Origin of the sequence: Streptomyces sp. NPDC087420 (genome assembly GCF_044744165.1) — a bacterium.
In the GTDB taxonomy this organism is placed as follows: domain Bacteria; phylum Actinomycetota; class Actinomycetes; order Streptomycetales; family Streptomycetaceae; genus Streptomyces.
On sequence record NZ_JBIUXU010000008.1, the window covers coordinates 151792 to 175982 of the forward strand.

The 24191-nt window shown below is 71.5% G+C and carries 25 protein-coding genes; 15 read left to right on the top strand and 10 right to left on the bottom strand.

Annotated elements, in window-relative coordinates; genetic code table 11:
• Positions 1–20 precede the first annotated feature (20 nt).
• Positions 21–1028 (bottom strand): EamA family transporter RarD, encoded by a 1008-nt coding sequence (rarD, locus tag ACIO1C_RS18080; RefSeq protein WP_401865071.1) that lies wholly within the window; start codon positions 1026–1028, stop codon positions 21–23.
• A 211-nt stretch (positions 1029–1239) separates the two neighbouring features.
• Entirely contained in the window at positions 1240–2109 is an 870-nt protein-coding gene (locus ACIO1C_RS18085) for an SDR family oxidoreductase (protein WP_401864473.1), read from the bottom strand.
• Positions 2110–2221: 112 nt separating this feature from the next.
• Here ACIO1C_RS18085 and ACIO1C_RS18090 point away from each other — a divergent pair, with 112 nt between their 5' ends.
• Positions 2222–2620 carry a winged helix-turn-helix transcriptional regulator gene (locus tag ACIO1C_RS18090; RefSeq protein ID WP_401864476.1) on the top strand — a complete coding sequence of 133 codons (399 nt, stop codon included), beginning with the start codon at positions 2222–2224 and terminating at the stop codon, positions 2618–2620.
• A gap of 87 nt (positions 2621–2707) precedes the next feature.
• Here the strand turns inward: ACIO1C_RS18090 and ACIO1C_RS18095 are convergent, their stop codons facing one another.
• The 5 genes from ACIO1C_RS18095 to ACIO1C_RS18115 all read right to left on the bottom strand — a co-directional run bounded on the left by ACIO1C_RS18095 (position 2708) and on the right by ACIO1C_RS18115 (position 9552).
• Positions 2708–3817, bottom strand: a complete 1110-nt coding sequence (locus ACIO1C_RS18095; protein ID WP_401864479.1) for a 2-oxoacid:ferredoxin oxidoreductase subunit beta — start codon at positions 3815–3817, stop codon at positions 2708–2710.
• A complete protein-coding gene (locus ACIO1C_RS18100) occupies positions 3810–5774 on the bottom strand; it encodes a 2-oxoacid:acceptor oxidoreductase subunit alpha (RefSeq protein WP_401864481.1) in 1965 nt (654 codons plus the stop codon). Before ACIO1C_RS18100 ends, ACIO1C_RS18095 begins: the two co-directional genes overlap by 8 nt.
• A 234-nt stretch (positions 5775–6008) precedes the next feature.
• Positions 6009–6668, bottom strand: a complete 660-nt coding sequence (locus ACIO1C_RS18105; RefSeq protein WP_401865074.1) for a LuxR C-terminal-related transcriptional regulator — start codon at positions 6666–6668, stop codon at positions 6009–6011.
• Positions 6669–6870: 202 nt separating this feature from the next.
• A complete protein-coding gene (locus tag ACIO1C_RS18110; RefSeq protein WP_401865076.1) occupies positions 6871–8184 on the bottom strand; it encodes a sensor histidine kinase in 1314 nt (437 codons plus the stop codon).
• 150 nt (positions 8185–8334) lie between these two features.
• Positions 8335–9552, bottom strand: a complete 1218-nt coding sequence (locus ACIO1C_RS18115) for a sensor histidine kinase (protein WP_401864483.1) — start codon at positions 9550–9552, stop codon at positions 8335–8337.
• Between the two features lie 223 nt (positions 9553–9775).
• Here ACIO1C_RS18115 and ACIO1C_RS18120 point away from each other — a divergent pair, with 223 nt between their 5' ends.
• The 13 genes from ACIO1C_RS18120 to ACIO1C_RS18180 all read left to right on the top strand — a co-directional run bounded on the left by ACIO1C_RS18120 (position 9776) and on the right by ACIO1C_RS18180 (position 21265).
• Complete coding sequence (locus ACIO1C_RS18120) at positions 9776–10168, top strand: NADH-quinone oxidoreductase subunit A (RefSeq protein WP_161308872.1); 393 nt, start codon at positions 9776–9778, stop codon at positions 10166–10168.
• The gene (locus ACIO1C_RS18125; protein ID WP_161308871.1) at positions 10159–10767 is read left to right on the top strand and encodes an NADH-quinone oxidoreductase subunit B; all 609 of its coding nucleotides are present in this window, start codon (positions 10159–10161) and stop codon (positions 10765–10767) included. The genes ACIO1C_RS18120 and ACIO1C_RS18125 overlap by 10 nt, the downstream gene beginning before the upstream one ends.
• On the top strand, positions 10764–11693 hold the full coding sequence (locus ACIO1C_RS18130) for an NADH-quinone oxidoreductase subunit C (protein WP_401864487.1): 930 nt from the start codon (positions 10764–10766) through the stop codon (positions 11691–11693). Before ACIO1C_RS18125 ends, ACIO1C_RS18130 begins: the two co-directional genes overlap by 4 nt.
• Positions 11690–12658, top strand: coding sequence for an NADH-quinone oxidoreductase subunit H (locus ACIO1C_RS18135; protein WP_401864489.1), 969 nt, complete (start codon positions 11690–11692; stop codon positions 12656–12658). The genes ACIO1C_RS18130 and ACIO1C_RS18135 overlap by 4 nt, the downstream gene beginning before the upstream one ends.
• Positions 12658–13290 (top strand): NuoI/complex I 23 kDa subunit family protein, encoded by a 633-nt coding sequence (locus ACIO1C_RS18140; protein ID WP_401864492.1) that lies wholly within the window; start codon positions 12658–12660, stop codon positions 13288–13290. The genes ACIO1C_RS18135 and ACIO1C_RS18140 overlap by 1 nt, the downstream gene beginning before the upstream one ends.
• The gene (locus ACIO1C_RS18145) at positions 13287–13910 is read left to right on the top strand and encodes an NADH-quinone oxidoreductase subunit J (protein WP_401864495.1); all 624 of its coding nucleotides are present in this window, start codon (positions 13287–13289) and stop codon (positions 13908–13910) included. Before ACIO1C_RS18140 ends, ACIO1C_RS18145 begins: the two co-directional genes overlap by 4 nt.
• The gene (gene nuoK / locus ACIO1C_RS18150; RefSeq protein ID WP_167028703.1) at positions 13910–14248 is read left to right on the top strand and encodes an NADH-quinone oxidoreductase subunit NuoK; all 339 of its coding nucleotides are present in this window, start codon (positions 13910–13912) and stop codon (positions 14246–14248) included. The genes ACIO1C_RS18145 and nuoK overlap by 1 nt, the downstream gene beginning before the upstream one ends.
• On the top strand, positions 14245–16251 hold the full coding sequence (locus ACIO1C_RS18155; RefSeq protein ID WP_401864498.1) for an NADH-quinone oxidoreductase subunit L: 2007 nt from the start codon (positions 14245–14247) through the stop codon (positions 16249–16251). The genes nuoK and ACIO1C_RS18155 overlap by 4 nt, the downstream gene beginning before the upstream one ends.
• A gap of 27 nt (positions 16252–16278) precedes the next feature.
• Entirely contained in the window at positions 16279–17940 is a 1662-nt protein-coding gene (locus ACIO1C_RS18160) for an NADH-quinone oxidoreductase subunit M (RefSeq protein WP_401865079.1), read from the top strand.
• Positions 17937–19484 carry an NADH-quinone oxidoreductase subunit N gene (locus ACIO1C_RS18165; RefSeq protein WP_401864501.1) on the top strand — a complete coding sequence of 516 codons (1548 nt, stop codon included), beginning with the start codon at positions 17937–17939 and terminating at the stop codon, positions 19482–19484. Before ACIO1C_RS18160 ends, ACIO1C_RS18165 begins: the two co-directional genes overlap by 4 nt.
• A gap of 248 nt (positions 19485–19732) precedes the next feature.
• Entirely contained in the window at positions 19733–20596 is an 864-nt protein-coding gene (gene htpX / locus ACIO1C_RS18170; protein ID WP_161310831.1) for a zinc metalloprotease HtpX, read from the top strand.
• Positions 20593–20985: a YccF domain-containing protein gene (locus ACIO1C_RS18175; protein WP_401864504.1), complete on the top strand. Its 393-nt coding sequence runs from the start codon at positions 20593–20595 to the stop codon at positions 20983–20985. The genes htpX and ACIO1C_RS18175 overlap by 4 nt, the downstream gene beginning before the upstream one ends.
• Positions 20986–21088: 103 nt before the next feature.
• Positions 21089–21265: a hypothetical protein gene (locus ACIO1C_RS18180; RefSeq protein ID WP_401864507.1), complete on the top strand. Its 177-nt coding sequence runs from the start codon at positions 21089–21091 to the stop codon at positions 21263–21265.
• Here ACIO1C_RS18180 and ACIO1C_RS18185 read toward each other — a convergent pair.
• On the bottom strand, positions 21247–22512 hold the full coding sequence (locus ACIO1C_RS18185) for an APC family permease (RefSeq protein WP_401864509.1): 1266 nt from the start codon (positions 22510–22512) through the stop codon (positions 21247–21249). The two genes, ACIO1C_RS18180 and ACIO1C_RS18185, sit on opposite strands and share 19 nt — an antisense overlap.
• Positions 22513–22598: 86 nt before the next feature.
• Here ACIO1C_RS18185 and ACIO1C_RS18190 point away from each other — a divergent pair, with 86 nt between their 5' ends.
• A complete protein-coding gene (locus ACIO1C_RS18190) occupies positions 22599–22874 on the top strand; it encodes a GlsB/YeaQ/YmgE family stress response membrane protein (RefSeq protein WP_401864512.1) in 276 nt (91 codons plus the stop codon).
• A 65-nt stretch (positions 22875–22939) separates the two neighbouring features.
• Here ACIO1C_RS18190 and ACIO1C_RS18195 read toward each other — a convergent pair whose 3' ends face one another.
• Together ACIO1C_RS18195 and ACIO1C_RS18200 are read right to left on the bottom strand one after the other, a co-directional pair.
• Positions 22940–23602 carry an alpha-ketoglutarate-dependent dioxygenase AlkB family protein gene (locus tag ACIO1C_RS18195; protein ID WP_401864515.1) on the bottom strand — a complete coding sequence of 221 codons (663 nt, stop codon included), beginning with the start codon at positions 23600–23602 and terminating at the stop codon, positions 22940–22942.
• A 94-nt stretch (positions 23603–23696) separates the two neighbouring features.
• Positions 23697–24185 carry a YajQ family cyclic di-GMP-binding protein gene (locus ACIO1C_RS18200; protein WP_401864518.1) on the bottom strand — a complete coding sequence of 163 codons (489 nt, stop codon included), beginning with the start codon at positions 24183–24185 and terminating at the stop codon, positions 23697–23699.
• Between the last annotated feature and the right edge of the window lie 6 nt (positions 24186–24191).

Here is a 24191-nt window from a genome sequence, read left to right on the forward strand (position 1 = left end):
TCATCCGCTTCCGCGGTGCGTCAGGAGGTGGGGTCGGCGGCACCTTGAGCGGGTGCGGCCTGAGCGGGTGCAGTCTGAGCGGGTGCGGTCTGAGCAGGTGCCCCGGCCGGTGCGGTCGACGGCGTACGAGCCTCCGCCCCCGCCGGCCGCTCCGCCTCCGCCACCCGTAGCGCCTCCGTCAGCCGCGCCTTCTCCGCCCGCGCCCTGCGCCCCGTCCGCAGCGCCTCCCACGTCAGGATCGTCAGCGCCAGCCAGACCAGCGAGAAGCCGGCCCACCGCTCCGCCGGCATCGCCTCGTGGAAGTACGCCACACCGAGGGCGAACTGGAAGAGCGGCGCCAGGTACTGCAACAGCCCCAGCGTCGACAGCGGCACCCGGATCGCCGCCGCCCCGAAGCAGACCAGCGGCACCGCGGTGACCAGGCCCGTCGAGGCCAGCAGCAGCGCGTTCCCCGCCCCCTCCGCCCCGAAGGTGGCCGTGCCCCGGGCCTGGAGCCACACCAGATATCCCAGCGCGGGCAGGAAGAGGATCACGGTCTCCGCCGCCAGCGACTCCAGGCCGCCCAGGTTGACCTTCTTCTTGACCAGACCGTACGTGGCGAAGGAGAACGCCAGCGTCAACGAGATCCACGGCGGCTGGCCGTACCCGATCGCCAGCACCAGGACGGCCAGCACCCCGATGGCCACCGCCGCCCACTGCGCGGGCCGCAGCCGCTCCTTGAGCAGCAGCACGCCGATCGCGATCGTCACCAGGGGGTTGATGAAGTAGCCGAGCGACGCCTCCACCACGTGGCCGGAGTTGACCGACCAGATGTAGAGGCCCCAGTTGACGCTGATCACGATCGCCGCGACCGCGACGAGCGCCAGCTTCTTCGGCTGCCGTACCAGGTCCTTGACCCAGGCCCAGCGGCGCAGCGCCACCAGCCCGACCGCGACGAACAGCAGGGACCACACCATCCGGTGGGCGAGGATCTCCAGCGCCGCGGACGGCTTGAGCAGCGGCCAGAAGAGCGGGACGAGCCCCCACATCCCATACGCGCCGAACCCGTACAGCAGTCCTGTCCGCTGTTCGCTCTGCGACTTCGTCTCTGACTTCACCTGCGACTTCACCGGCCCGGCCCCTCCCCACCCCACACGCGACATCCCACACGCGACATCCCGAAGAAGGTAGCGCGGGAGGGGCCGGGTGTCATGTCCGTGTCGCCATACGGTCATGACACCCGCACGCGCCCGCGCTGTGTCAGGCCGGGTGCGCCGCCAGCGCCTCCGCCACGCTGTCCGCGAGCGGCGTGGTCGGGCGGCCGATGAGCCCCGCCAGCTCGCCCGTCCGGCCCGCGAGCGCCCCGCGCCCGGTCGCCTCGGCGACGTCGACGAAGATCGAGGCGTACTGCTCCGGCAGTCCCGCGCCGGTGAGGATCTCCCGGTACGTCCCGGCCGGGACGTTCTCGTACGTGATGGTGCGGCCCGTCTGCCGGGACAGCTCGGCGGCGTACTCCGCGAAGGACCAGGCGGTGTCGCCGCTCAGCTCGTACGCCCGGTTCAGGTGCCCGTCACCGGTGAGGACGGCCGCCGCGGCGGCGGCGTAGTCCGCGCGGCTCGCGGAGGCGACCCGGCCGTCGCCCGCGCTCTGGATCACCTTTCCGTGCTCCAGGACGGGCGCGAGGGCCTCGGTGTAGACCTCCGTGTAGAAGCCGTTGCGCAGGAAGGTGTACGGCAGGCCGGAGTCGAGGATCAGCCGCTCGGTCACCTTGTGCTCGGCCGCCAGCTGGAGGTCGGCGTCGGGGCCGCCCAGGATGCCGGTGTACGCGAGCCGCTCCACCCCCGCCGCCCGCGCGGCCTCGATCACGGCGGTGTGCTGCGGGACCCGCTGTCCCACCGCGTTCCCCGAGATCAGCAGGACCCGGTCGCCGGCCCTGAACGCGTCCGCGAGCGTCTCGGGCCGGTCGTAGTCCGCGACGCGCAGCTCCACGCCACGCGCCGCCAACTCCGCCGCCTTCTCCTTGTCGCGCACGACGGCGGCGATGTCGCCGGGCGCCGTGCCGAAGGCCAGCAGGGACTCGATGACAAGGCGGCCGAGGTGGCCGGTGGCTCCCGTGACAACAATGCTCATGGGGGGTCTGCTCGCTTTCGGGTGGTTTTGTGTGCTCCGTCATGCTCTGCACACTCACCCTAGGGGCGGTACTTTCTCAGCGAAAGTACCCACTTTCAAGTAAGGTACTGGCATGACAGTAAGCGGAGTGGACCTGGGTGCCCGGCCGCCCCGGGCGAACGTCAACGAGCCGATGTGCGGCTCCCGGCTGGTGCTGGAGCACGTCACTTCCCGCTGGGGTGTGCTCGTCCTGGCCAACCTGCTGGAGCGCTCGTACCGCTTCAGCGAACTGCGGCGCACGGTCGGCGGTGTCAGCGAGAAGATGCTCGCCCAGACCCTCCAGACCCTGGAGCGGGACGGCTTCGTCCACCGCGACGCCAAGCCCGTGATCCCGCCGCGCGTGGACTACAGCCTCACCGATCTGGGGCGCGAGGCCGCCGAGCAGGTGTGGGGGCTGGCGCGGTGGACGGAACGGCGGCTGGGCGACGTCGAGGCGGCGCGCGAGACGTACGACGGGGCCCGGACCCCCTAGCGCGCCCGGCCCCCCTGGCGAGGGCATACCAAAGGGCCCGGACCTCGTGAGAGATCCGGGCCCCGGGGGAATGCTCAACGAGCGGGCTCAGCCCGCGACCGTCCAGGTGTCGCCCCCGGCCAGCATCGCCGCCAGGTCGCCCTTGCCCTGCCGCTCCACCGCCTGGTCGAGCTGGTCCGACATCAGCGTGTCGTAGACCGGCCGCCGGGCGCTGCGCAGCACCCCGATCGGCGTGTGGTGCAGGGTGTCCGCGTCCGCGAGACGCGAGAGCGCGAACGCGGTCGTGGGGCTCGCCGCGTGCGCGTCGTGGACCAGCACCCGCGACTCGTTCTCGGCGGTGACGGTCACCACCTCCAGGTCTCCGGAGGCCATGTCCCGTACGACCCCCTTGGACCCCAGCCCGTTCTCCAGCGGCGCGCCGAAGCGGATCGGCTGCCCGTGCTCCAGCCGGATCACGGCCTCCTGCGCCTGGTCGCGGTCCTTGAGGACCTCGAAGGCGCCGTCGTTGAAGATGTTGCAGTTCTGGTAGATCTCCACCAGCGCGGTGCCCGGGTGGTCGGCGGCCTGGCGCAGCACCTCCGTGAGGTGCTTGCGGTCGGAGTCGACCGTACGGGCCACGAAGGACGCCTCCGCGCCGAGCGCCAGCGACACCGGGTTGAAGGGCGCGTCGAGCGAGCCCATCGGGGTCGACTTGGTGATCTTCCCGACCTCGGAGGTGGGGGAGTACTGGCCCTTCGTCAGCCCGTAGATCCGGTTGTTGAACAGCAGGATCTTGAGGTTGACGTTCCGCCGCAGCGCGTGGATCAGGTGGTTGCCGCCGATGGACAGCGCGTCGCCGTCCCCGGTGACGACCCACACCGACAGGTCGCGCCGCGAGGTGGCCAGGCCGGTGGCGATGGCCGGGGCGCGGCCGTGGATCGAGTGCATCCCGTACGTGTTCATGTAGTACGGGAAGCGGGAGGAGCAGCCGATGCCGGAGACGAAGACGATGTTCTCCTTGGCCAGGCCCAGTTCGGGCATGAAGCCCTGGACCGCGGCCAGGACCGCGTAGTCACCGCAGCCGGGGCACCAGCGGACCTCCTGGTCCGACTTGAAGTCCTTCATGGACTGCTTGCCCTGGGCCGGGGGGACCAGCGTCAGCAACTCGTTCGCCTGAGCCTGAGCGTGAACCGGAGCGTGCGCCTGAGCCTCAGACATCGATGGCCTCCTTGAGAGCCGTGGCCAGCTGCTCCGCCTTGAACGGCATGCCGTTGACCTGGTTGTACGAGTGGGCGTCGACCAGGTACTTCGCCCGGAGCAGGGTGGCGAGCTGGCCGAGGTTCATCTCGGGCACGACGACCTTGTCGTACCGCGCCAGGATCTCGCCGAGGTTGCGCGGGAACGGGTTGATGTGGCGCAGGTGGGCCTGCGCGATCGCCTCGCCGTCCTTGCGCAGCCGGCGCACGGCGGCCGTGATCGGCCCGTACGTGGACCCCCAGCCCAGCACCAGCGTGCGGGCGCCGTCCGGGTCGTCCACCACCAGGTCGGGCACCTCGATGCCGTCGATCTTCGCCTGGCGCGTACGGACCATGAAGTCGTGGTTGGCGGGGTCGTACGAGATGTTGCCCGTGCCGTCCTGCTTCTCGATGCCGCCGATGCGGTGTTCGAGGCCGGGGGTGCCGGGCACCGCCCAGGGGCGGGCCAGCGTCTTCGGGTCGCGCTTGTACGGCCAGAACACCTCGGTGCCGTCGGCCAGTTCGTGGTTGGGACCGGACGCGAACTCCACCCGCAGGTCGGGCAGTTCGCCGATCTCCGGGATCCGCCACGGCTCGGAGCCGTTGGCGAGGTAGCCGTCGGAGAGCAGGAAGACGGGGGTCCGGTACGTGACGGCGATCCGGGCGGCGTCGATGGCCGCGTCGAAGCAGTCCGCCGGCGTCTGCGGGGCGACGATCGGCACCGGCGCCTCGCCGTTGCGTCCGTACATCGCCTGGAGGAGGTCCGCCTGCTCGGTCTTGGTCGGCAGGCCGGTCGAGGGGCCGCCCCGCTGGATGGCCACCACCAGCAGCGGCAGCTCCAGGGAGACGGCGAGGCCGATGGTCTCCGACTTGAGCGCCACCCCGGGACCCGAGGTGGTCGTCACGGCCAGCGAACCGCCGAAGGCGGCCCCCAGCGCGGCGCCGATGGCGGCGATCTCGTCCTCGGCCTGGAAGGTCCGTACACCGAAGTTCTTGTGCCGGGACAGCTCGTGCAGGATGTCCGAGGCCGGCGTGATGGGGTACGAGCCCAGGTAGAGCGGTAGCTCGGCCTGGTGCGCGGCGGCGATCAGGCCGTAGGACAGGGCCAGGTTCCCGGAGATGTTGCGGTACGTGCCGGTCGGGAACGCGGTCGAGGCCGGGGCGACCTCGTAGCTGACCGCGAAGTCCTCGGTGGTCTCGCCGAAGTTCCAGCCCGCCCGGAACGCGGCCACGTTCGCCTCGGCGATCTGCGGCTTCTTCGCGAACTTCGCCCGCAGGAATCTCTCGGTGCCCTCGGTCGGCCGGTGGTACATCCACGACAGCAGCCCGAGCGCGAACATGTTCTTCGAGCGCTCGGCCTCCTTGCGGGAGAGCCCGAAGTCCTTGAGCGCCTCGATCGTCAGCGTGGTCAGCGGTACCGGGTGGACCTGGTACCCGTCCAGGGACCCGTCCTCCAGCGGCGAGACCGCGTAGCCGACCTTGGCCATCGGGCGCTTGGTGAACTCGTCGGTGTTCACGATCACTTCGGCGCCGCGCGGGACGTCGCCGATGTTCGCCTTGAGGGCGGCCGGGTTCATCGCGACCAGCACGTTCGGGGCGTCGCCCGGCGTCAGGATGTCGTGGTCGGCGAAGTGCAGCTGGAAGGACGAGACACCCGGCAAGGTCCCGGCGGGTGCCCGGATCTCGGCGGGGAAGTTCGGCAGCGTCGACAGGTCGTTCCCGAACGACGCCGTCTCCGACGTGAAGCGGTCACCCGTCAGCTGCATGCCGTCGCCCGAGTCACCCGCGAAGCGGATGATCACCCGGTCCAGACGGCGAACTTCCTTCGTGGCTTCACCCTCGGGCGCGGGGAACGCGGCTCGCTGTTCCCCCGCGGCGCCTTCACTGACGTCGTCGGCCTCATCGGCACGCTCGGCTGGGCTACTGACCTGGCTGGTCACTGAACTGGACCTCCCTCGAGGCGGCGGCTCGCGACCACCGGCTGCCCGGCAGTCCCGGAGACCACCCTACGTCGGTAAGGGTCGCCTACCCTTGACCGATCGTATGGCGGACATTGTTTTAGGACGCTGCGATGTCACCGTATGACCTACTTTGTCCGTACGGTCACGCCTCGCGCGCCGCGTACGGCTCTGGTCCTTTGGGCCTAGGTCGTAGGTAGGCCGTACGTCCCGCGGTCAGTTCCTGAGGTACGTCAGGACGGCCAGGACCCGCCGGTGATCCCCGTCACTCGGGGAGAGCCCGAGCTTCTGGAAGATGTTGCTCACGTGCTTCTCCACCGCGCCGTCGCTGACGACCAGCTGCTTGGCGACCGCGGAGTTCGTCCGCCCCTCGGCCATCAGGCCGAGCACCTCACGCTCCCGGGGAGTCAGCCCGGCCAACACGTCCTGCTTCCGGCTGCGGCCGAGCAGCTGGGCCACCACCTCGGGGTCCAGCGCCGTGCCGCCCCTGGCCACCCGCACCACGGCGTCCACGAACTCCCGGACCTCGGCGACCCGGTCCTTGAGCAGGTATCCGACGCCCCGCGAGCTGCCGGCCAGCAGTTCGGTGGCGTACCGCTCCTCCACGTACTGCGAAAGCACCAGCACCCCGATGCCGGGGTGGTCCTTGCGGAGCCGTACGGCCGCCCGTACGCCCTCGTCGGTGTGGGTCGGCGGCATCCGTACGTCCGCGACCACCACGTCCGGCAGGGCCCCCTGGGCCGCCAGGTCGCCCACGGTCTTGATCAGCGCCTCGCCGTCGCCTACCCCGGCGACCACGTCGTGTCCGCGGTCGGTGAGCAACCGCGTCAGGCCCTCCCTGAGCAGTACCGAGTCCTCGGCGATGACGACCCGCACCCTGTCCTCCACCACGACGATGTTGCTCCCCCTGTTGAATGCCTGTCCCCCCGCGCCCTCCAGCATCCCAGTATCCGAACGGCTCCGCGCGCACCCGGGCGAATCCGCAGACCTTCGACTTCGTGCCTCGACTTGGTGCTTCGTACTTCGCGCTTCGACTTCGTACTTCGACTTCGTACGGTCAGCCGTGCATCCCGTACGGTCAGCCCCGCCAGGGCAGCTCCGCCGTCACCGTCGTCGGCCCGCCGGCCGGGGAGTCCACGACGAGGATCCCGTCCACGGCGTCCAGCCGCTCCGCCAGCCCCGCGAGACCGCTGCCGGCGGAGACGTCCGCGCCGCCCCTGCCGTCGTCCGAGACCTGGAGCATCAGCCGCTCCTCCGACCGCCACACGTCCACCGAGGCCCGCCCCGCCCGGGAGTGCTTGCTGACGTTCTGGAGCAGCTCGGAGACCGTGAAGTACGCGATCCCCTCGATCGCCGCCGCCGGCCTGGCCGGCAGGTCCACCTCCACCCGTACGGGCACGGTGCAGCGCGACGCGACAGCGGAGAGTGCCGCGTCCAGACCGCGGTCCGTCAGCACCGCCGGGTGGATGCCGCGCGCCAGGTCACGCAGCTCCTGGAGGGCGGTCTTCACCTCGCCGTGCGCCTCGTCCACCATCCGCGCCGCCGCCTCGGGGTCCTCCGTCAGCTTCTCCTTCGCCAGTCCCAGGTCCATGGCCAGCGCCACCAGCCGGGCCTGCGCGCCGTCGTGGAGGTCCCGCTCGATACGGCGCAGGTCGGCCGCCGCCGTGTCCACGACGACCCCCCGGTCCGACTCCAGCTCCGTGACCCGGGCGGCCATCCTGGACGGCCCCAGCAGGCCGGCGACCAGCAGCCGGTCCACGCTCGTCAGACCGCGGACCAGCCAGGGGGTGGCCAGCACGAGCACCAGGCCCACCGCGCAGGTGGCGCCGATCTCGAAGGGGGTGTCGAGGTAGAAGTTCCGGCCGTTGATCTCCCCGGTGAAGGTGATGCCGGGCTCGTCCAGGTAGCGGGGGAACACCCACTGCCACAGCGGGTACAGGAACAGCGACCACGCCGTGGCCCAGAACGTCAGCGCCACCGTGAACGCGAACACCGCCCACGGGAAGTGCACCAGCGCGTAGACCAGGTGCCGCCAGGACACCCCGCTCTTGAGGATCGCGCCGACCCACGACATCGGCCCCGCCTTCGTGCCGCGCACGGGCTCCGGGTCCCTGATGTCCATGCCCAGCAGCCCCCGGGCCCGCGCCCGCTCCATGGCGCCGAAGGCGCGGCAGCCGGCCAGTCCGAGCGCCAGCACGGGCACCCCGAGGAAGGTGATGAGCAGGCCCACGCCGGTGAAGAACATCGTCACGGCGTAGGAGAAGAGCACCACGCTGATCGGCAGGCTGAGCATCAGATACCCGAACTCGCGCCAGGTCCGGCCCTCGACCGGCGCGCGCAGCACCTGCGGGACGAAGGGGCGCCGGGCCGGCGATCCGTAGTCGATGGCCATGGTGGGGTTCCGTTCTGCGAGCGAGGCGGGTGCGGGTGCGGTCTGTACTCCCATGCCTCCATGCTCCGGGCCCGCCGTCCCCGCCACCATGAGGCCGGTAGCCCTCTTCACCCTGGGGTTTTCCCTACCCCCGAGCCTCCGGGGGCGCGCTCACGCCGTGCCGCGCCGCCGCCACGGCAGTTCCGCCGTGACCGTCGTCGGGCCGCCCACCGGGGACTCCAGTACGAAGAGGCCGTCGACCGCGCCCAGCCGCTCGGCGAGGCCGGACATGCCCGTACCGCCGTCGAGGCTCGCGCCTCCCCTGCCGTCGTCCGTGACCTGGATCAGCAGCCGGTCCCGCGACCGCCACACGTCCACCGACGCCGTACGCGCCGCGCTGTGCTTGCTGACGTTCTGGAGCAGCTCGGACGCCGTGAAGTACGCGATCCCCTCGATCGCCGCCGCGGGCCGCTCCGTCAGGTCCACGGTCACCTTCACCGGGACCGTGCACCGGGAGGCGATCGACGACAGCGCCGCGTCCAGCCCGCGGTCCGTGAGGATCGCCGGATGGATGCCGCGCGCCAGGTCACGCAGCTCCTGGAGCGCCAGCTTCACCTCGCCGTGCGCCTCGTCCACCATGACCGCCGCCGCGTCCGGGTCCTCCAGCAGCTTCTCCTTGGCCAGGCCCAGTCCCATCGCCAGGGCCACCAGCCGGGCCTGCGCGCCGTCGTGGAGGTCGCGCTCGATACGGCGCAGGTCCGCCGCCGCCGTGTCGACCACCACACCCCGGTCCGACTCCAGCTCGGCGATCCGCCGCTCCAGCTCGTCGGAGGGCGAGAGCAGCCCTCGTACCATCGCGCGGTCCACGTTGGTGAGCCCCCGCGCCACGAACGGCAGGACCGGCCAGAACGCGAACAGGCCCACCAGCGTCACGGAGAACGTCACCACGCTCCACGGCAGCCGGATGAACTCGTACAGCACGGTCCGCCAGGCCACCGGGTCGCTGAGCCCCGTCCACAGCCGGGCGAAGAGCCCGCCGGACTGCCCCGGTCCCTGCCCCTGCCCCCGGCCCCGCCCGCGCCCTCGCGCGACCAGCCGGCTCGGCTCATCGATCCGTACACCCAGCAGCTTCCGCGCCCGCGCCCGCTCGGCCCGGCCCAGCAGCCGGGCCCCCGCCAGCCCGAGGACCAGCCACGGCAGACCGATCACCGTCACCGACAGCCCGGCGCCGGTGGACACGGTGACCACCACATAGACGAAGCCGACCAGCGACGCCGGCAGATTCGCCAGGAGATGCGCGATCTCCTTCCAGGTCTGCCGGTCGAAGGCGAAGCGCGCGGGGGGCGGCCGGTCGTTCTTGCCGTCGGGATCATCGAAGCTCACGGTCATAAGGAACCAGATTGCCGGGCCACGGGCACACGCGCCATGGGGTGGCTGGGTGGGCGCGAAGTAGGGATAACCCCACCTTCGTACGAGACGTTCGTACGAGTTCCGGCACGTTACGGCGGACGCGGCTGCTTACCCTTTCTTTAGCAGGGCCTAGACTCCCGTCCGTACAGATCGTCGAAGAGGCCGCTACGGCTGCTACGGAGTCAGGGAGCGAGGGACGGACGTGTCGGAACCGACCGTTCTCGCGGCGGACTACTTCCGGAGCTATTCGGTGGTCGGGCTGCTCGCGGTTGTCGGCGTGCTGTTCGTCGCCGTGGCCTTCGGGGCGGGCCGGCTGCTGCGGCCCGTGGTGCCGACGCCGGAGAAACTGCTCACGTACGAATGCGGCGTGGACCCCGTGGGCGAGGGCTGGGCCCACACCCAGGTCCGCTACTACGTCTACGCGTTCCTCTACGTGATCTTCGCCGTCGACTCGATCTTCCTGTTCCCGTGGGCGACCGTGTTCGCCGCCCCCGGCTACGGCGCGACGACGCTCGTCGAGATGTTCATCTTCCTCGGCTTCCTGGCCGTAGGACTGCTCTACGCATGGAAGAAGGGCGTCCTCGAATGGACGTGACCCCCCAAGCGCCGCCGGCCCCGGTGCCGGTGGCGGCTCCCCAGCGCCTCGGTGTGCTCTCCCGGCTGGCCCCGGAGCCCATGAAGGTCGTCCTCAACTGGGGCCGCCGCTACAGCCTCTGGGTCTTCAACTTCGGACTCGCCTGCTGCGCCATCGAGTTCATCGCCGCGTCCATGGCGCGCCACGACTTCATCCGGCTCGGCGTGATCCCCTTCGCGCCGGGACCGCGCCAGGCCGACCTGATGGTCGTCTCCGGCACGGTGACCGACAAGATGGCGCCGGCCGTGAAGCGGCTGTACGAGCAGATGCCCGAGCCCAAGTACGTGATCTCCTTCGGCGCCTGCTCCAACTGCGGCGGCCCGTACTGGGACTCCTACTCCGTGACGAAGGGCGTCGACCAGATCATCCCCGTCGACGTCTACGTACCGGGCTGCCCGCCGCGCCCCGAGGCGCTGCTCCAGGGCATCCTCAAGCTCCAGGAGAAGATCTCCCGCGAGTCGCTCGGCGACCGCTACGCCTCGGCGGGCCGCCCCTCGCCGGCCGCGCTCCGCAGCGGTCTGGTGCCTCCGCCGCCGCCCCCGGGGGAGGGCGTGTCGTGAGCGCGTACGACCGGCTGCCGGACGCCGTCGCCGAGATCTTCGGCGAAGAGGCCACGGCCGAGCGGGCGTACGGCCTTCTGACGGTCGACGTGCCCGCCGCCTCCTGGCTCGCCGCGCTCGAAACCGCGCGAACCACCCTGGGCTGCACCTACTTCGACTGGCTGAGCGCCGTCGACGAACCGGGCACCGGCTTCCGCGTCTGCGCCCACATCGCCGCCCTCGGCGCCGGCACGGTCCGCGCGCTCCTCGTCCGTACGACCGTCCCGCACGAGGCACCCGCCCTGCCCACCGCCCTCGGCGTCTACGCGGGTGCGGGCTGGCACGAACGCGAGACCCACGAGATGTTCGGCATCTCCTTCACCGACCACCCGAACCTCGTCCCCCTCCTGCTCCCCGAGACGTTCGAGGGCCACCCGCTGCGCAAGGACTTCGTCCTCGCGGCCCGGGTCGCGAAGGCGTGGCCGGGCGCGAAGGAGCCGGGCGAGTCCGAGCACGGCGGGCCCAAGCGCCGCCAGATGCTGCCGCCGGGCGTGCCCGACCCGAACGAATGGGGCCCGCTGAAGGGCCGGCTCCCCGCCGCCCCGGCCCGCCCGGCGCGGGCCGCCCGCGCGGGAGCCGCCCCGGCCGACCGCCCACCGCGCCGCACCCGCAGCGTCACGGACGGCTCGACCACCCAGGCCCCCACGCCCGCCACACCCCCTACGCCGGACGCCCCTTGGCGCGCGCCGGACGCCGATCGACCCGCGCCGGACGCCGATCGACCCGCGCCGGACGCCGATCGACCCGCGCCGGACACCGAGCGCCCGGCGCCGGACACCGGCCGACCCGCGCCGGAGCCGGAGCGCCCCGCCCCCGACACAGAGCGCCCCGACACCGACCGGCCCGCCCCTGACACCGACGCCGACCGGCCCGGAGGAGACGCGTGAACGACGTGCTCGACGTCGCCCTCCGGCTCATCGTCGTCTTCGCTGTGTTCCTCGTCCTCCCGCTCGTCGTGGGGCAGGCCGAACACAAGGTGATGGCCCACATGCAGGGCCGCCTCGGCCCCATGTACGCGGGCGGCTTCCACGGCTGGGCCCAACTCGTCGCGGACGGCGTGAAGTTCGCCCAGAAGGAAGACATCGTCCCGGCCGCCGCCGACCGCCGTATCTTCCAACTGGCCCCCGCCGTCGCCCTCCTCCCGTACCTCCTCGTCCTGGTCGTCATCCCGGTCGGCCCGAGCGAGGGCGCCGTCGGCCAGGTCGTCGACGCGGGCATCTTCTTCGTGCTCGCCGTGATGGGGATCGGCGTGCTCGGCTCGCTCATGGCGGGCTGGGCGTCCGCCAACAAGTTCTCCCTCCTCGGCGGCCTGCGCACCGCCGCCCAACTGCTCGCGTACGAGCTGCCGATGCTCCTCGCCGCCGCCTCCGTGGCCATGGCGGCCGGCACGGTCTCGCTGCCCGGCATCCTCCACGCCTTCGCGTGGTGGTGGGTGCCGTGGCAGATCGTCGGCGCCCTGGTCTTCTTCGTCGCGGGCCTCGCCGAACTCCAGCGCCCGCCCTTCGACATGCCCGTCGCCGACTCCGAGATCATCTTCGGCGCCTACACCGAGTACACGGGGCTGCGCTTCGCGCTCTTCCTGCTCGCGGAGTACGCGGGCATCGTCGTCCTGTGCGGTCTGACCACCGTCCTGTTCCTCGGCGGCTGGCACGGCCCCCTCGGGGGCGACGGGTTCGGCTGGGTCTGGACCCTGCTCAAGGCCGCCGTGCTCGCCTTCGTCGTCATCTGGCTGCGGGTGAGCTACCCCCGCCTGCGCGAGGACCAGTTGCAGAAGCTCGCCTGGACCGTGCTCATCCCCCTCGCTCTCGCGCAGATCGCGCTCACCGGCATCGTGAAGGTGGCGATCAACTGATGTCCCCGATCCCCGGCTCCGGCCTGGCCAAGGGGCTGGCCGTCACCCTGCGGACGATGACGAGGAAGACCGTCACCGCCCAGTACCCGGACGTCCAGCCCGAACTGCCGCCCCGCTCCCGGGGGGTGATCGGCCTGTTCGAGGAGAACTGCACGGTCTGCATGCTCTGCGCCCGTGAGTGCCCCGACTGGTGCATCTACATCGACTCCCACAAGGAGACCGTCCCGGCCGCCGCCCCCGGGGGCCGGGAGCGCAGCCGCAACGTCCTCGACCGGTTCGCCATCGACTTCTCGCTCTGCATGTACTGCGGTATCTGCATCGAGGTCTGTCCTTTCGACGCGCTGTTCTGGTCACCGGAGTTCGAGTACGCGGAGACGGACATCCGCGACCTCACCCACGAGCGGGACAAGCTCCGCGACTGGATGTGGACGGTGCCGGCGCCGCCCGCCCTCGACCCCGGTGCCGAGGAGCCCAAGGAACTCACCGCGGCCCACAAGACGGCCGGCAAACTCGCGGCAGCGGCAGCGGCAGCGGCAGCGGCAGCGGCAGCGGCAGCGGCAGCGGCACCGGCCGCCCCGGCGGCGGACGAGCCGGGGCAGCCCGGTCAGCCCGGTCAGGAGGCCGGCGAGTGACCCTCGCAGCAACCGCCGCCGCCACGGCCGGCCACGGCTTCCTGTCCCCGAGCGGCGTCGAGATCGCGTTTGTCCTGGTCGGCCTGGTCACCTTCGGCGCGGCCCTCGTCACCGTCACGACCCGACAGCTGGTGCACGCCGCCCTCTGGCTCGTCGTGACGCTCGGCGGCCTCGCCGTCGAATACCTGCTGCTGACGGCGGAGTTCATCGCCTGGGTGCAGGTCCTCATCTATGTCGGTTCCGTCGTGGTCCTCCTTCTCTTCGGACTGATGCTGACCAAGGCGCCCGTCGGCCATTCACCGGACGCCGATTCGGAGAACCGCAAGGTCGCCCTGGCGGTCGCCGTCGCGGCGGCCGCCGCGCTGGTCTGGGTCGTCGTCGACGCGTTCCGTACGACCTGGGTCGACCTGGACGGACCGGCGCAGGGATCCACGAAGGTGTCGGGACAGTTCCTCTTCCGGCACTGGGTGCTGCCCTTCGAAGCCCTGTCCGTCCTGCTGCTGGCGGCCCTGGTCGGCGCGATCGTCCTCTCCCGCAAGAAGAGCGACACCCCGACCGGCCCCGGCAGCACCGGCACGGCCACCGGCCCCGGCCCCGGCCCTGGCAAGGAGAAGCGCTGATGCACCTCGCCTATCCCGCCGTCCTCGCGGCCCTCCTGTTCTGCACCGGGATCTACGGCGTCCTCGCCCGCCGCAACGCGATCCTCGTCCTGATGTCCGTCGAGCTGATGCTCAACGCCGTCAACCTCAACCTGGTCGCCTTCGACGTCTGGCTCAGGGACACCCTGCACTCCGGCCAGGCCCTGACCCTGTTCGTCATCGCCGTCGCCGCCGCCGAGATCGGCATCGGCCTGGCGATCGTCCTGATGGTGTACCGCAACCGCGGCACCTCGGACGTCGACCGGCTCCGCGACACCGCCGAGGCCCCCGACGGCACCAAGACTGAGGCCACCGCGTGACCACCACCACCCTCGCCGTTCTCGTCCCCCTCCTGCCGTTCCTCGGCGCCGCAGCCGGACTGCTGCTGGGCCGCACCGCCCCGGGATTCGTCCGCCCCCTGGCCGTCCTGCCCACCCTGACGGCCACCGCGCTCGCGATCACGGTCGCCGTACGCCAGGGCGGCGGCGCGGGTAACGGCACGGCGCCGCTGGACGCGGCGACCCGGCTCACCCCCACGGGCTCGGTCCCCATCGACCTCGCCCTGCACATCGACGGCTTCGCCGCGCTGGTCGCCGTGCTCGTCTGCACCGTCGCCACCTGCGTGCAGATCTACTCGACGGCCTATCTGCGCGACGACGCCCGCTACCCGTCGTACGCCGCCCTCGTCTCCCTCTTCACCTCCGCGATGCTGCTCGTCGTCTACTCCGGCGACCTGATGGTGCTCCTGGTCGGCTGGGAGATCATGGGCATCTGCTCGTACTTCCTCGTCGGCCACTACTGGGAGACCCCCGAGGCGCGCGCCGCCTCCCTCAAGGCCTTCCTGATCACCAAGCTCGGCGATGTCCCCTTCCTGATCGGCCTGTTCGCCCTCGCCGCCGACACCGGCACGTTCCGGATCACCGGCATCCTGAACACGGTCTCGGAGGGCGGCCTCGACCACCCCACCCTGATCGCCCTGCTGTTGCTCGCGGGCGTCGCGGGCAAGTCCGCGCAGTTCCCCCTCCACACGTGGCTCCCCGACGCGATGGCGGGCCCCACCCCCGTCTCCGCGCTGATCCACGCCGCGACGATGGTCGCCGCCGGCATCTACTTCGTGGCCCGCCTCCTTCCCGTGTTCACCGCCTCGAAGGCGGCCCTGGTCGTCCTCGCCGTGATGGCCGCTGTCACCATGGTCGGCTCGGCCCTCGCCGCCCTCGCCCAGGACGACATCAAACGGGTCCTCGCCTACTCGACCATCGGCCAACTCGGCTACATGTCGGGCGCCCTGGCCCTCGGCGACCGCAGCGCGGCCGTCTTCCACCTGATCTCCCACGGCGCGTTCAAGGCCCTCCTCTTCCTCGGCGCCGGCGTGATCATCCACGCCGCCGGCACCAACTCGCTCGCCGCCATGTCCCGCATGGGCGGCCTCGCCAAGCGCATCCCCGACGCCTTCTGGACGATGACGGTCGCCCTGCTCGCGCTCGCCGCGATCCCTCCCTTCGCCGGCTTCTTCTCCAAGGAGTCCGTCCTCGTCGTCGCCGAGCACACCGCCCTCGGCACCGCCCACACCGCGCCCGGCGCCGCCGGCTGGGTCGTGCTCGTCGCCGGCCTGGTCACCGCGCTCCTCACCGCCGCCTACGCCACCCGCCTGTGGCTGCTCGCCTTCCGCGGCCGCGGCACCGAGGCACCCGACCACGGCAAGCAGCCCGTCGCCATGAACGCCGTCCTGTGGGTGCTCGCCATCCCCTCCCTCGCACTCGGTCTGACCGTCGGCTACATCGCCGACTGGTTCGACGGCGACAGCCTGGCGCCGAACCTCACCACGTCCGTCCTGGGCACGGGCGTCGCGCTCGTCGGCGGCGTGACCCTCTACGGCGCCTGGCGCCACACCTCGGCCCTGGCCGCCCGCACCCCCCTCGGCGCCGTCGCCGCGCACCCGGACGCGGAGCCGGCCCAATCGGAGATCGAAGCCATCGAGACGCACCTCGCCGCCTACGGGGACCTCGCCGCGGCCCACGACCCGGCCGACCCGGGCCGTCTGCTGCTGGGCCGGCTCCACCCCCACGCGGCGGCCGGATTCCACCTGGACGCGCTCTACGACCGCCTGTTCGTCCGCCCCGTCCTCGCTGCCGCCCAGCTCGTCCGCTTCCTCGACCGCGAGGTCGTCGACACGTACGTACGCGGCGCGGGCACCGGCACCCGCTGGCTCGGCGCCGCCGTCCGCCGCGCCCAGACGGGCAACGTGCAGACCTACCTCAGCGCCCTGCTGGCCGGCTCCGTCGTCCTGGCGATCGCCGCCGTACTCGTCGCCGCCGGAGCGTGAGCCGTGATCGATATCAGTGAATCCGTGATGCAGGCCCTTCTGGCGTTGATCGTCGCCGGACCGCTCATCGGCGCCGCCGCCGTCTTCCTCCCCGCACCGCCCGGACTCAAGGGCCGAAGCCCCGACCAGGCCGTACTCCGCCACGGCGTCACCGTCACCGGCGCGATCCTCGCCGCCGCGATCGTCCTGGCCCTCGGCTTCGACCGCGACCACGCGTCGAGGATGCAGGCCACCACGGACATCAGCTGGATCGCGGCGCTGGACGTCCGGATCCACCTCGGCATCGACGGCATTTCGCTCCCCCTTCTGGTCCTGACCGCGCTGCTGACCTTCCTCTGCGCGCTCTACAGCTACTTCAAGATGCCCACGGGCCCCTCGCCCAAGGCGTTCGTCGCCCTGCTCCTCCTCCTCGAATCCGGCACCCTCGCCACCTTCGCCGTCCTCGACCTGCTGCTCTTCTTCCTGGCCTTCGAGACGGTGCTGATCCCGATGTACTTCCTGATCGCCCGCTGGGGCGGTTCGGAAGGCGTCCCGGGCGGCCGGCAGGCGGCGGCCTGGAAATTCATCCTCTACACCCTGCTCGGTTCCGTGGTCATGCTGCTCGGCCTGCTTCTCATCGGGCTGAGGGCGGGCACATTCGACATGGTGGCACTCGCCACTGACAACGGCCGTGGGCTCAGCACATCCACGCAGGTCATCGCCGTTCTGGCGATCGGCGTCGGCCTCGCGGTGAAGACCCCGATGTGGCCGCTGCACAGCTGGCTGCCCGACGCCCACACCGCCGCCCCGACCGTCGGGTCCGTCCTGCTCGCCGGGGTCCTGCTCAAGATGGGTACGTACGGGTTCGTCCGGATCGTCCTGCCCATCGCCCCCGACGGGATGCGGACCTTCGCGCCCTACCTCGCCGCGCTCGCCGTCGTCGGCATCATCTACGGGTCCCTCGCCTGCCTCGCCCTCGCCCGGCAGGGCGCGGGCGGCGACCTCAAGCGGCTGATCGCGTACTCCTCCGTCGGCCACATGGGCTTCGTGCTGCTCGGCATCGCCACGATGACCCCCACCGGCGTGAACGGCGCGCTCTTCGCCAACATCGCCCACGGCCTCATCACCGGCCTGCTGTTCTTCCTGGTCGGCGCCCTCAAGGACCGGTACGGCACCGCCGACCTGGACACCCTCGCCGGCGCCACGGGCGCCGCGCTCTACGGCCGCGCGCCTCGCCTCGGCGGCCTGCTCGCCTTCGCGGCCGTCGCCTCCCTCGGCCTGCCGGGCCTCGCCGGGTTCTGGGGCGAGATGCTCACGATGTTCGGGGCCTTCGACCCCGCCGACGGCCTGAGCCGGCCCGCCTTCCTCACCTTCATGGCGGTCGCGGGCCTCGGCACGCTCCTCACCGCCGCGTATCTTCTGATCGTCGTACGCAGGGTGTGCATGGGCGTGCAGGCCCCGCGCGATCAGGGCGCGGCAGGCGCTCCGGACACCCCGAAGGCCCCGGACATCACGGACACCCCGGCCGCCCCGGACACCGGCGCCCGGGGAACCCCGGCCGCACCGGGCTTCGCCGACGTACGGACGTACGAACTCGTCGCCTGGACCCCGCTCGTCGCCCTCACCGTCCTCGCCGGCCTCTGGCCCGCGGTCCTCCTCGGCCTCACCGACCCGGCCGTGCAGAAGCTCCTCGCAGGAGGCACGTCGTGACCGTGGCCGCCGACAGCGCCGCCAGCCTCGTCCAGTCCGTCGACTGGCTCGCGATCGCGCCCCCCACCCTCACCGCCGTGGTCGCCCTCGTCATCCTCGTGGCCGACCTCTTCGTCCCCGAGCGTCACAAACAGCTCCTCGGCGGCCTCGCGATCGCCGGCCTCGCCGCCGCGATGGCCCTTCTGCTGCCGCTGTGGAACGACGACCGGTCGACGTTCTGCCTCCCCGGCGGGACCGGCGCGTGCAGCTACACCGCCGACCACTTCACGCTGGTCATCCAACTGCTGGTGCTCGGCGGGGCGCTGCTCACCGCCCTGCTCTCCCTGACCGAGACCGGGAAGCTCCCGGCGGGGGAGTTCTGGTTCCTGCTGCTCGCCTCGGCGGCCGGCGCCGCCCTGCTGCCCGCCTCGCGCGACCTCGCGACCCTTGTCGTCGCCCTCGAAGTCGCCTCGCTGCCCGCCTTCGCCCTGGTCGGGCTCAAGCGCGGCGACCGGCTCTCCTCCGAGGCCGCGCTGAAGTTCTTCCTCTCGTCGGTCACCGCGACGGCCGTGATGCTGCTGGGCGTCAGCTTCGTGTACGCCACGACCGGCACCCTGCACCTCACGGAGGTCGCCGGCCGGCTGGACGACGTACCCGGACAGCTGGCCACCCTCGCCCGGGCCGGTGTCGCCCTCACTCTCGTCGGCTTCGCCTTCAAGACCGCCGCCGCCCCGTTCCACTTCTGGGTCCCCGACACCTACGTGGGCGCCCCGCTGCCCATCGCCGCCTACCTGTCCGTCGTCGGCAAGGCCGTCGGCTTCACCGGCCTGATCCTGGTCACGGTCGTCGCGTTCCCGTCGTACGCGGATGTGTGGGGCCCGGTCCTCGCCTTCCTCGCCGCGCTGACGATGACCGTCGGCAACGTCGCCGCCCTCCGGCAGTCCGCCACGCGTGCGTGGAGCGCCGTACGTCTCCTCGCCTGGTCCTCGGTGGCCCAGGCCGGCTACCTGCTGGTGCCGATCGCGTCCTCCGCGTACGCCGACGGGGACCGGATCGGCTCCACCGTCGCGTACGCCCTCATGTACGCCGTCGTGAACCTCGGCGCCTTCGCCGTCGTCGCCCTGGTGGCCCGTACGGAACCGGAGAACCGGATCGCCGACTACCGGGGCCTGTACGCGCGCCGCCCGGCCGCCGCCGTCGCCCTGGCGTTCTTCCTGCTCTGCCTGGCAGGACTGCCGCCCGGCATCATCGGCCTGTTCGCCAAGGTCACGGTCTTCTCCGCGGCCGTCGACGCGGGTCTCGGCTGGCTGGCCGTCTTCATGGCCGTGAACGTCGTGATCGCCCTCTACTACTACCTTCAGTGGACGGCGCTCCTCTTCCGCGCCCCGGAGGGCGAAGAGGCACCGTCCGGGGCGACCGTGCGGCCGGCCGGGAACGGGGACCTGGCCACGCGCGCCACCCCCGTCCCCCTCACCGTGGCGATCGCCCTGACCGCCGCCATCGGCGTCGCCCTGTCGGGAGCCCCCCAGCTCGTCCTGCGCTTCGCCGACGTGAACCTGTTCTGAGCCCGTACGACGGCCCCTGACGCCCCCGGCCGCCCGCCGGTGCCCCCTCAGGGCTCCTGGCGGCTCCCTGGGGCCTCGCGGGCCCGTCCCCGCCGGGGCGGCCGCCACCCGGACGGCGTACGCGCCGGGCCGGGACGGCAGGGAACCCGAACCCTCCGCCTGGCGTTGACCAGTACGGAAGCGTCCACTGAAGAGTGGAGCTGCACTCCGTAGAGGGTTCCCCTGCCGCACGATCTGGAGGGCGTACCGTGCACCGCCGGCACAACGGGTTGAGAACTGCCGTACTCCTCGGGGGCCTCTCCGCGCTCATCATCGTCATCGGCAGCTTCTTCGGCCGTACGGGGTTGATCGTCGCGCTGGTCGTGGCCGTCGGGACCAACGCGTACGCGTACTGGAACAGCGACAAGCTGGCCCTGCGCGCGATGCGGGCCCGGCCCGTCAGCGAATTCGAGGCGCCCCAGCTCTACCGCATCGTCCGCGAGCTCTCCACCGCCTCGCGCCAGCCCATGCCGCGGCTGTACATCTCACCGACCCAGGCCCCCAACGCCTTCGCCACCGGCCGCAATCCCCGCAACGCGGCCGTGTGCTGCACGGAAGGGATCCTCCAGATCCTCGACGAGCGCGAGCTGCGCGGAGTCCTGGGCCACGAGCTGAGCCATGTCTACAACCGCGACATCCTGATCTCGTCGGTCGCCGGCGCGCTCGCCTCGGTCGTCATGTTCCTGGTGAATTTCGCCTGGCTCATCCCGGTCGGCCGCTCGGACGACGACGACGGCCCCGGCATCGTCGGCTTCCTGCTGGTCCTGGTGCTGGGGCCGCTCGCCGCCTCCGTGATCCAGCTGGCGGTCAGCCGCTCCCGCGAGTACGAGGCGGACGCCTCGGGCGCCCAGATCACCGGCGACCCGCTGGCCCTCGCCAGCGCGCTGCGTAAGCTGGATGCGGGGACGAAACAGTTGCCTCTGCCGTCCGAGCCGCGGATCGAGACCGCGAGCCACATGATGATCGCGAACCCCTTCCGCCCTGGCCAGGGGGTGTCCAAGCTGTTCTCCACGCATCCGCCGATGGCGGAACGTATCGCCCGACTAGAGCGAATGGCAGGTCGACGATCATGAGAACCCTCCTGAATGTGGTCTGGCTCGTGTTGTGCGGCTTCTGGATGTTCCTGGCCTATGTCGTGGCGGGGCTGGTGCTCTGCATCACGATCATCGGGATCCCCTTCGGCCTCGCGGCCTTCCGCATCGGCCTCTACGCCCTGTGGCCGTTCGGCTACACGGCGATCGACCGCCCCGACGCGGGCGCGCCCTCTTTCGTCGGCAATATCCTGTGGCTGGTCCTGGCCGGCTGGTGGCTGGCTCTCGGGCACATCTTCACGGGCATCGCGCTGTGCGTCACGATCATCGGCATCCCGCTGGGCCTCGCCAACTTCAAGCTGATCCCGATCTCGCTGATGCCGCTGGGCAAGGAGGTCGTACCGACCGACCAGCCGTTCGTGGTGCGCTGAGGCAGGGTCGCGCGCACGGGGGCCACGGACCGACCTGCGGAGAGAAACCGCAGGTCGGAGCGGTTCCAGGCCGATTGTCAGTGCCATGGTCCACCATGAGCACATGACCGAAACCGAGCAGTCGCCGGAGACCGCGGCCCCGGCCGAGCCCGTCCTGTTCCCCGCCCTCGCCGCGTGGCAGCGTGCCTGGGTCGACGGCACGTCCTGGTCGGAGGACGAGGAGAGCGACGTGGAGGCCCGGCCCTGGCCGGACTTCCGCACCTACATACCCGCGGCCTGACTTCCCCGCCCCGGCCAGGACCGCCGCGCGGCGTAGACGCCCGCCCCCAGTGCCAGCACCCCCGCACCGGAGATCACCGAGGCGAGCGGCAGGGCCCACGCCAGCGCCACACAGCCCACCAGTCCACCCGCCGCCAGGACCCGGCCGGTGCCGGCCGCCCGGCCCGCGCCCAGCGTCCAGGCCGACGCGTTGGCGATCGCGTAGTAGGCCAGTACGCCGAACGACGAGAAGCCGATCGCCCCGCGCACGTCCGTGGTGGCCGCCACGACCGCGACCACGGCGCCCACCGCCAGCTCCGCCCGGTGCGGCACATGGAAACGCGTATGGACGGCGGAGAGTCCGCCCGGCAGATGCCCGTCCCGCGCCATCGCCAGTGTCGTCCGGGACACCCCCAGGATCAGCGCCAGCAGTGAGCCGAGCGCCGCCACCGCCGCCCCGGCCCGCACCACCGGTACGAGCCACGACGCGCCCGCGGCCCGTACGGCATCGGTGAGCGGCGCCGGCGATCGCGCCAACTCACCCGCCCCCAGCACGGAAAGGACCGCCACGGCCACCGCCGCGTACACCACCAGCGCGATACCGAGCGCGAGGGGCACGGCACGCGGGATCGTACGGACCGGATCACGCACCTCCTCGCCCAGCGTGGCGATTCGCGCGTACCCCGCGAAGGCGAAGAACAGCAGGCCCGCCGCCTGGAGCACCCCGCCGGCGGACGCGTCGGCGACCGGTGCAGGCCGCCGCGCCCCGGCCGCGTCCGAGCCGAGGCACACCACCACGACCACGGAGAGGACCACGAGCACGACGACCACCACGACCCGTGTCAGCCACGCGGACTTCTGAACGCCCCGGTAGTTCACGGCAGTCAGCGCCACGACCGCCGCCACGGCCACGGCGTGTTCCCGCCCCGGCCACAGGTACGCGCCGACCGTCAGGGCCATGGCCGCGCACGACGCCGTCTTCCCCACGACAAACGCCCAGCCCGCCAGGTACCCCCAGAACGGGCCGAGCCGTTCCCGTCCATAGATGTATGTCCCACCGGATGCGGGGTAGAGGACGGCCAGCCGGGCCGACGACAGGGCGTTGCAGTACGCGACCACCGCCGCCAGCCCCAGCCCCAGCAGCAGACCCGACCCCGCGGCCTTCGCCGCGGGCCCCAGAGCGACGAAGATCCCCGCCCCGACCATCGCCCCCAGTCCGACCACCACCGCGTCGAACACGCCCAGTGTGCGCCGCAACTCCTGTGTCATACGGCGCAGGCTACGGATCTCCGCAACCGCGCCGGGTCCCCGGGGCGTCTTCCGGGACAACACTGCACGAAAGGCAGGTTCAGGACATGGGCATCCTCGGCTGGATCGTTCTCGGGCTCCTCGCCGGAGCCGTTGCCAAGATCCTGCTCCCCGGGCGGGACCCGGGCGGGCTGATCGGGACGACGCTCATCGGCATCGCGGGGGCCTTCGTCGGCGGCTGGATATCGGCGCGCTGGCTCGACCACCCCATCAACAAGGACTTCTACGACGGACCCACCTGGCTCGCGGCCATCGGCGGGGCGTTTGTCCTGCTGGTCATCTACCGGCTCCTCTTCGGCAACTCCCGCTCCACGACCCGCTGACCGGGGCTCGTCGACCGGGACTTGTTCCACCGAGGCTCATCGACCGGGGCTTGTCCGACCGGGGCTCACCGGCCCAGCCCGGTCTCCCGCAGGGTGACGTTCAACCGCCCGCCGGCCATCCCCGTGGCCGGATCGCCCGTCCCCGGGCGGACCTTGGGCACCCCGTGGTACGCCCGGCGCGACGCCCCTCCGAAGACGAAGAGGTCGCCGGAGGACAGCTCCACGTCCCGGTAGGGCCGCCCCCGGTTCTCCGTGTTGCCGAGCCGGAAGACGCACCTGTCGCCGATGCTCCACGACACGACCGGAGCCAGGGACTTCTCATCCTTGTCCTGGTGCATGCCCATCGTCGCGTCACCGTCGTAGAAGTTGATCAGCGCGGTGTCGGGCGTGTACGCGGCGGCGACCGCCGGATCGCCGTACGCCTCCGCCACCGCCTCCCTGCCCCACTCCACCAGCCAGGTCGGAAACGCCGCCACCCGGGCGCCGTTCACGTCCCCGGCCGTGCGCGTGTAGCGGTAGGGCTGCCAGTGCCAGCCGAGACAGACGGTCCTTACGGACATCACGCCCCCGTTCGGCAGCACCGTGTGCCGGAGCGGCACCGGACCCCTGGCCCACTCCCGGCAGGCCCGTACCAGCTCACGCTGCCGCTCCCCGGACAGCCACGCCGGCACGTGCACCGCCCCGGGCGCGACCACCTCCCGCGGCCTCGGGAACAGCTCGCCGCTCACGAGACCGGGAGGCCCGGTACGCCGGGGCGGCCCGGCACGCGGAGGAAGGGGGCGGAGGCGAGAGCGGATCGTCCGCCCCGCCCCCGTACCGCCGTCACCGGTAGTTCACGAACTGGAGGGCGAAGTCGAAGTCACGCCCCTTGAGCAGGGAGATCACGGTCTGGAGGTCGTCCCGGCTCTTCGAGCTGACCCGCAGCTCTTCGCCCTGGACCTGCGCCTTGATGCCCTTGGGACCCTCGTCACGGATGATCTTCGCGACCTTTTTGGCGTTGTCCTGGGAGATGCCTTCCTCGATCGTGGCGAAGATCTTGTACTCCTTGCCGGAGAGCTGCGGCTCACCCGCGTCCAGCGACTTCAGCGAGATCCCGCGCTTGATCAGCTTGGACTGGAAGACGTCGAGGATCGCCTTGACCCGCTCCTCCGAGTTCGCCTGCATCAGGATCTTCTCGCCGGACCATTCGATCGACGCTCCGACGTTCTTGAAGTCGTAGCGCTGCGCGATTTCCTTCGAGGTCTGGTTGAGGGCGTTGTCGACCTCCTGCCGCTCGACCTTCGAGACGATGTCGAAACTGGAGTCGGCCATGTTCTG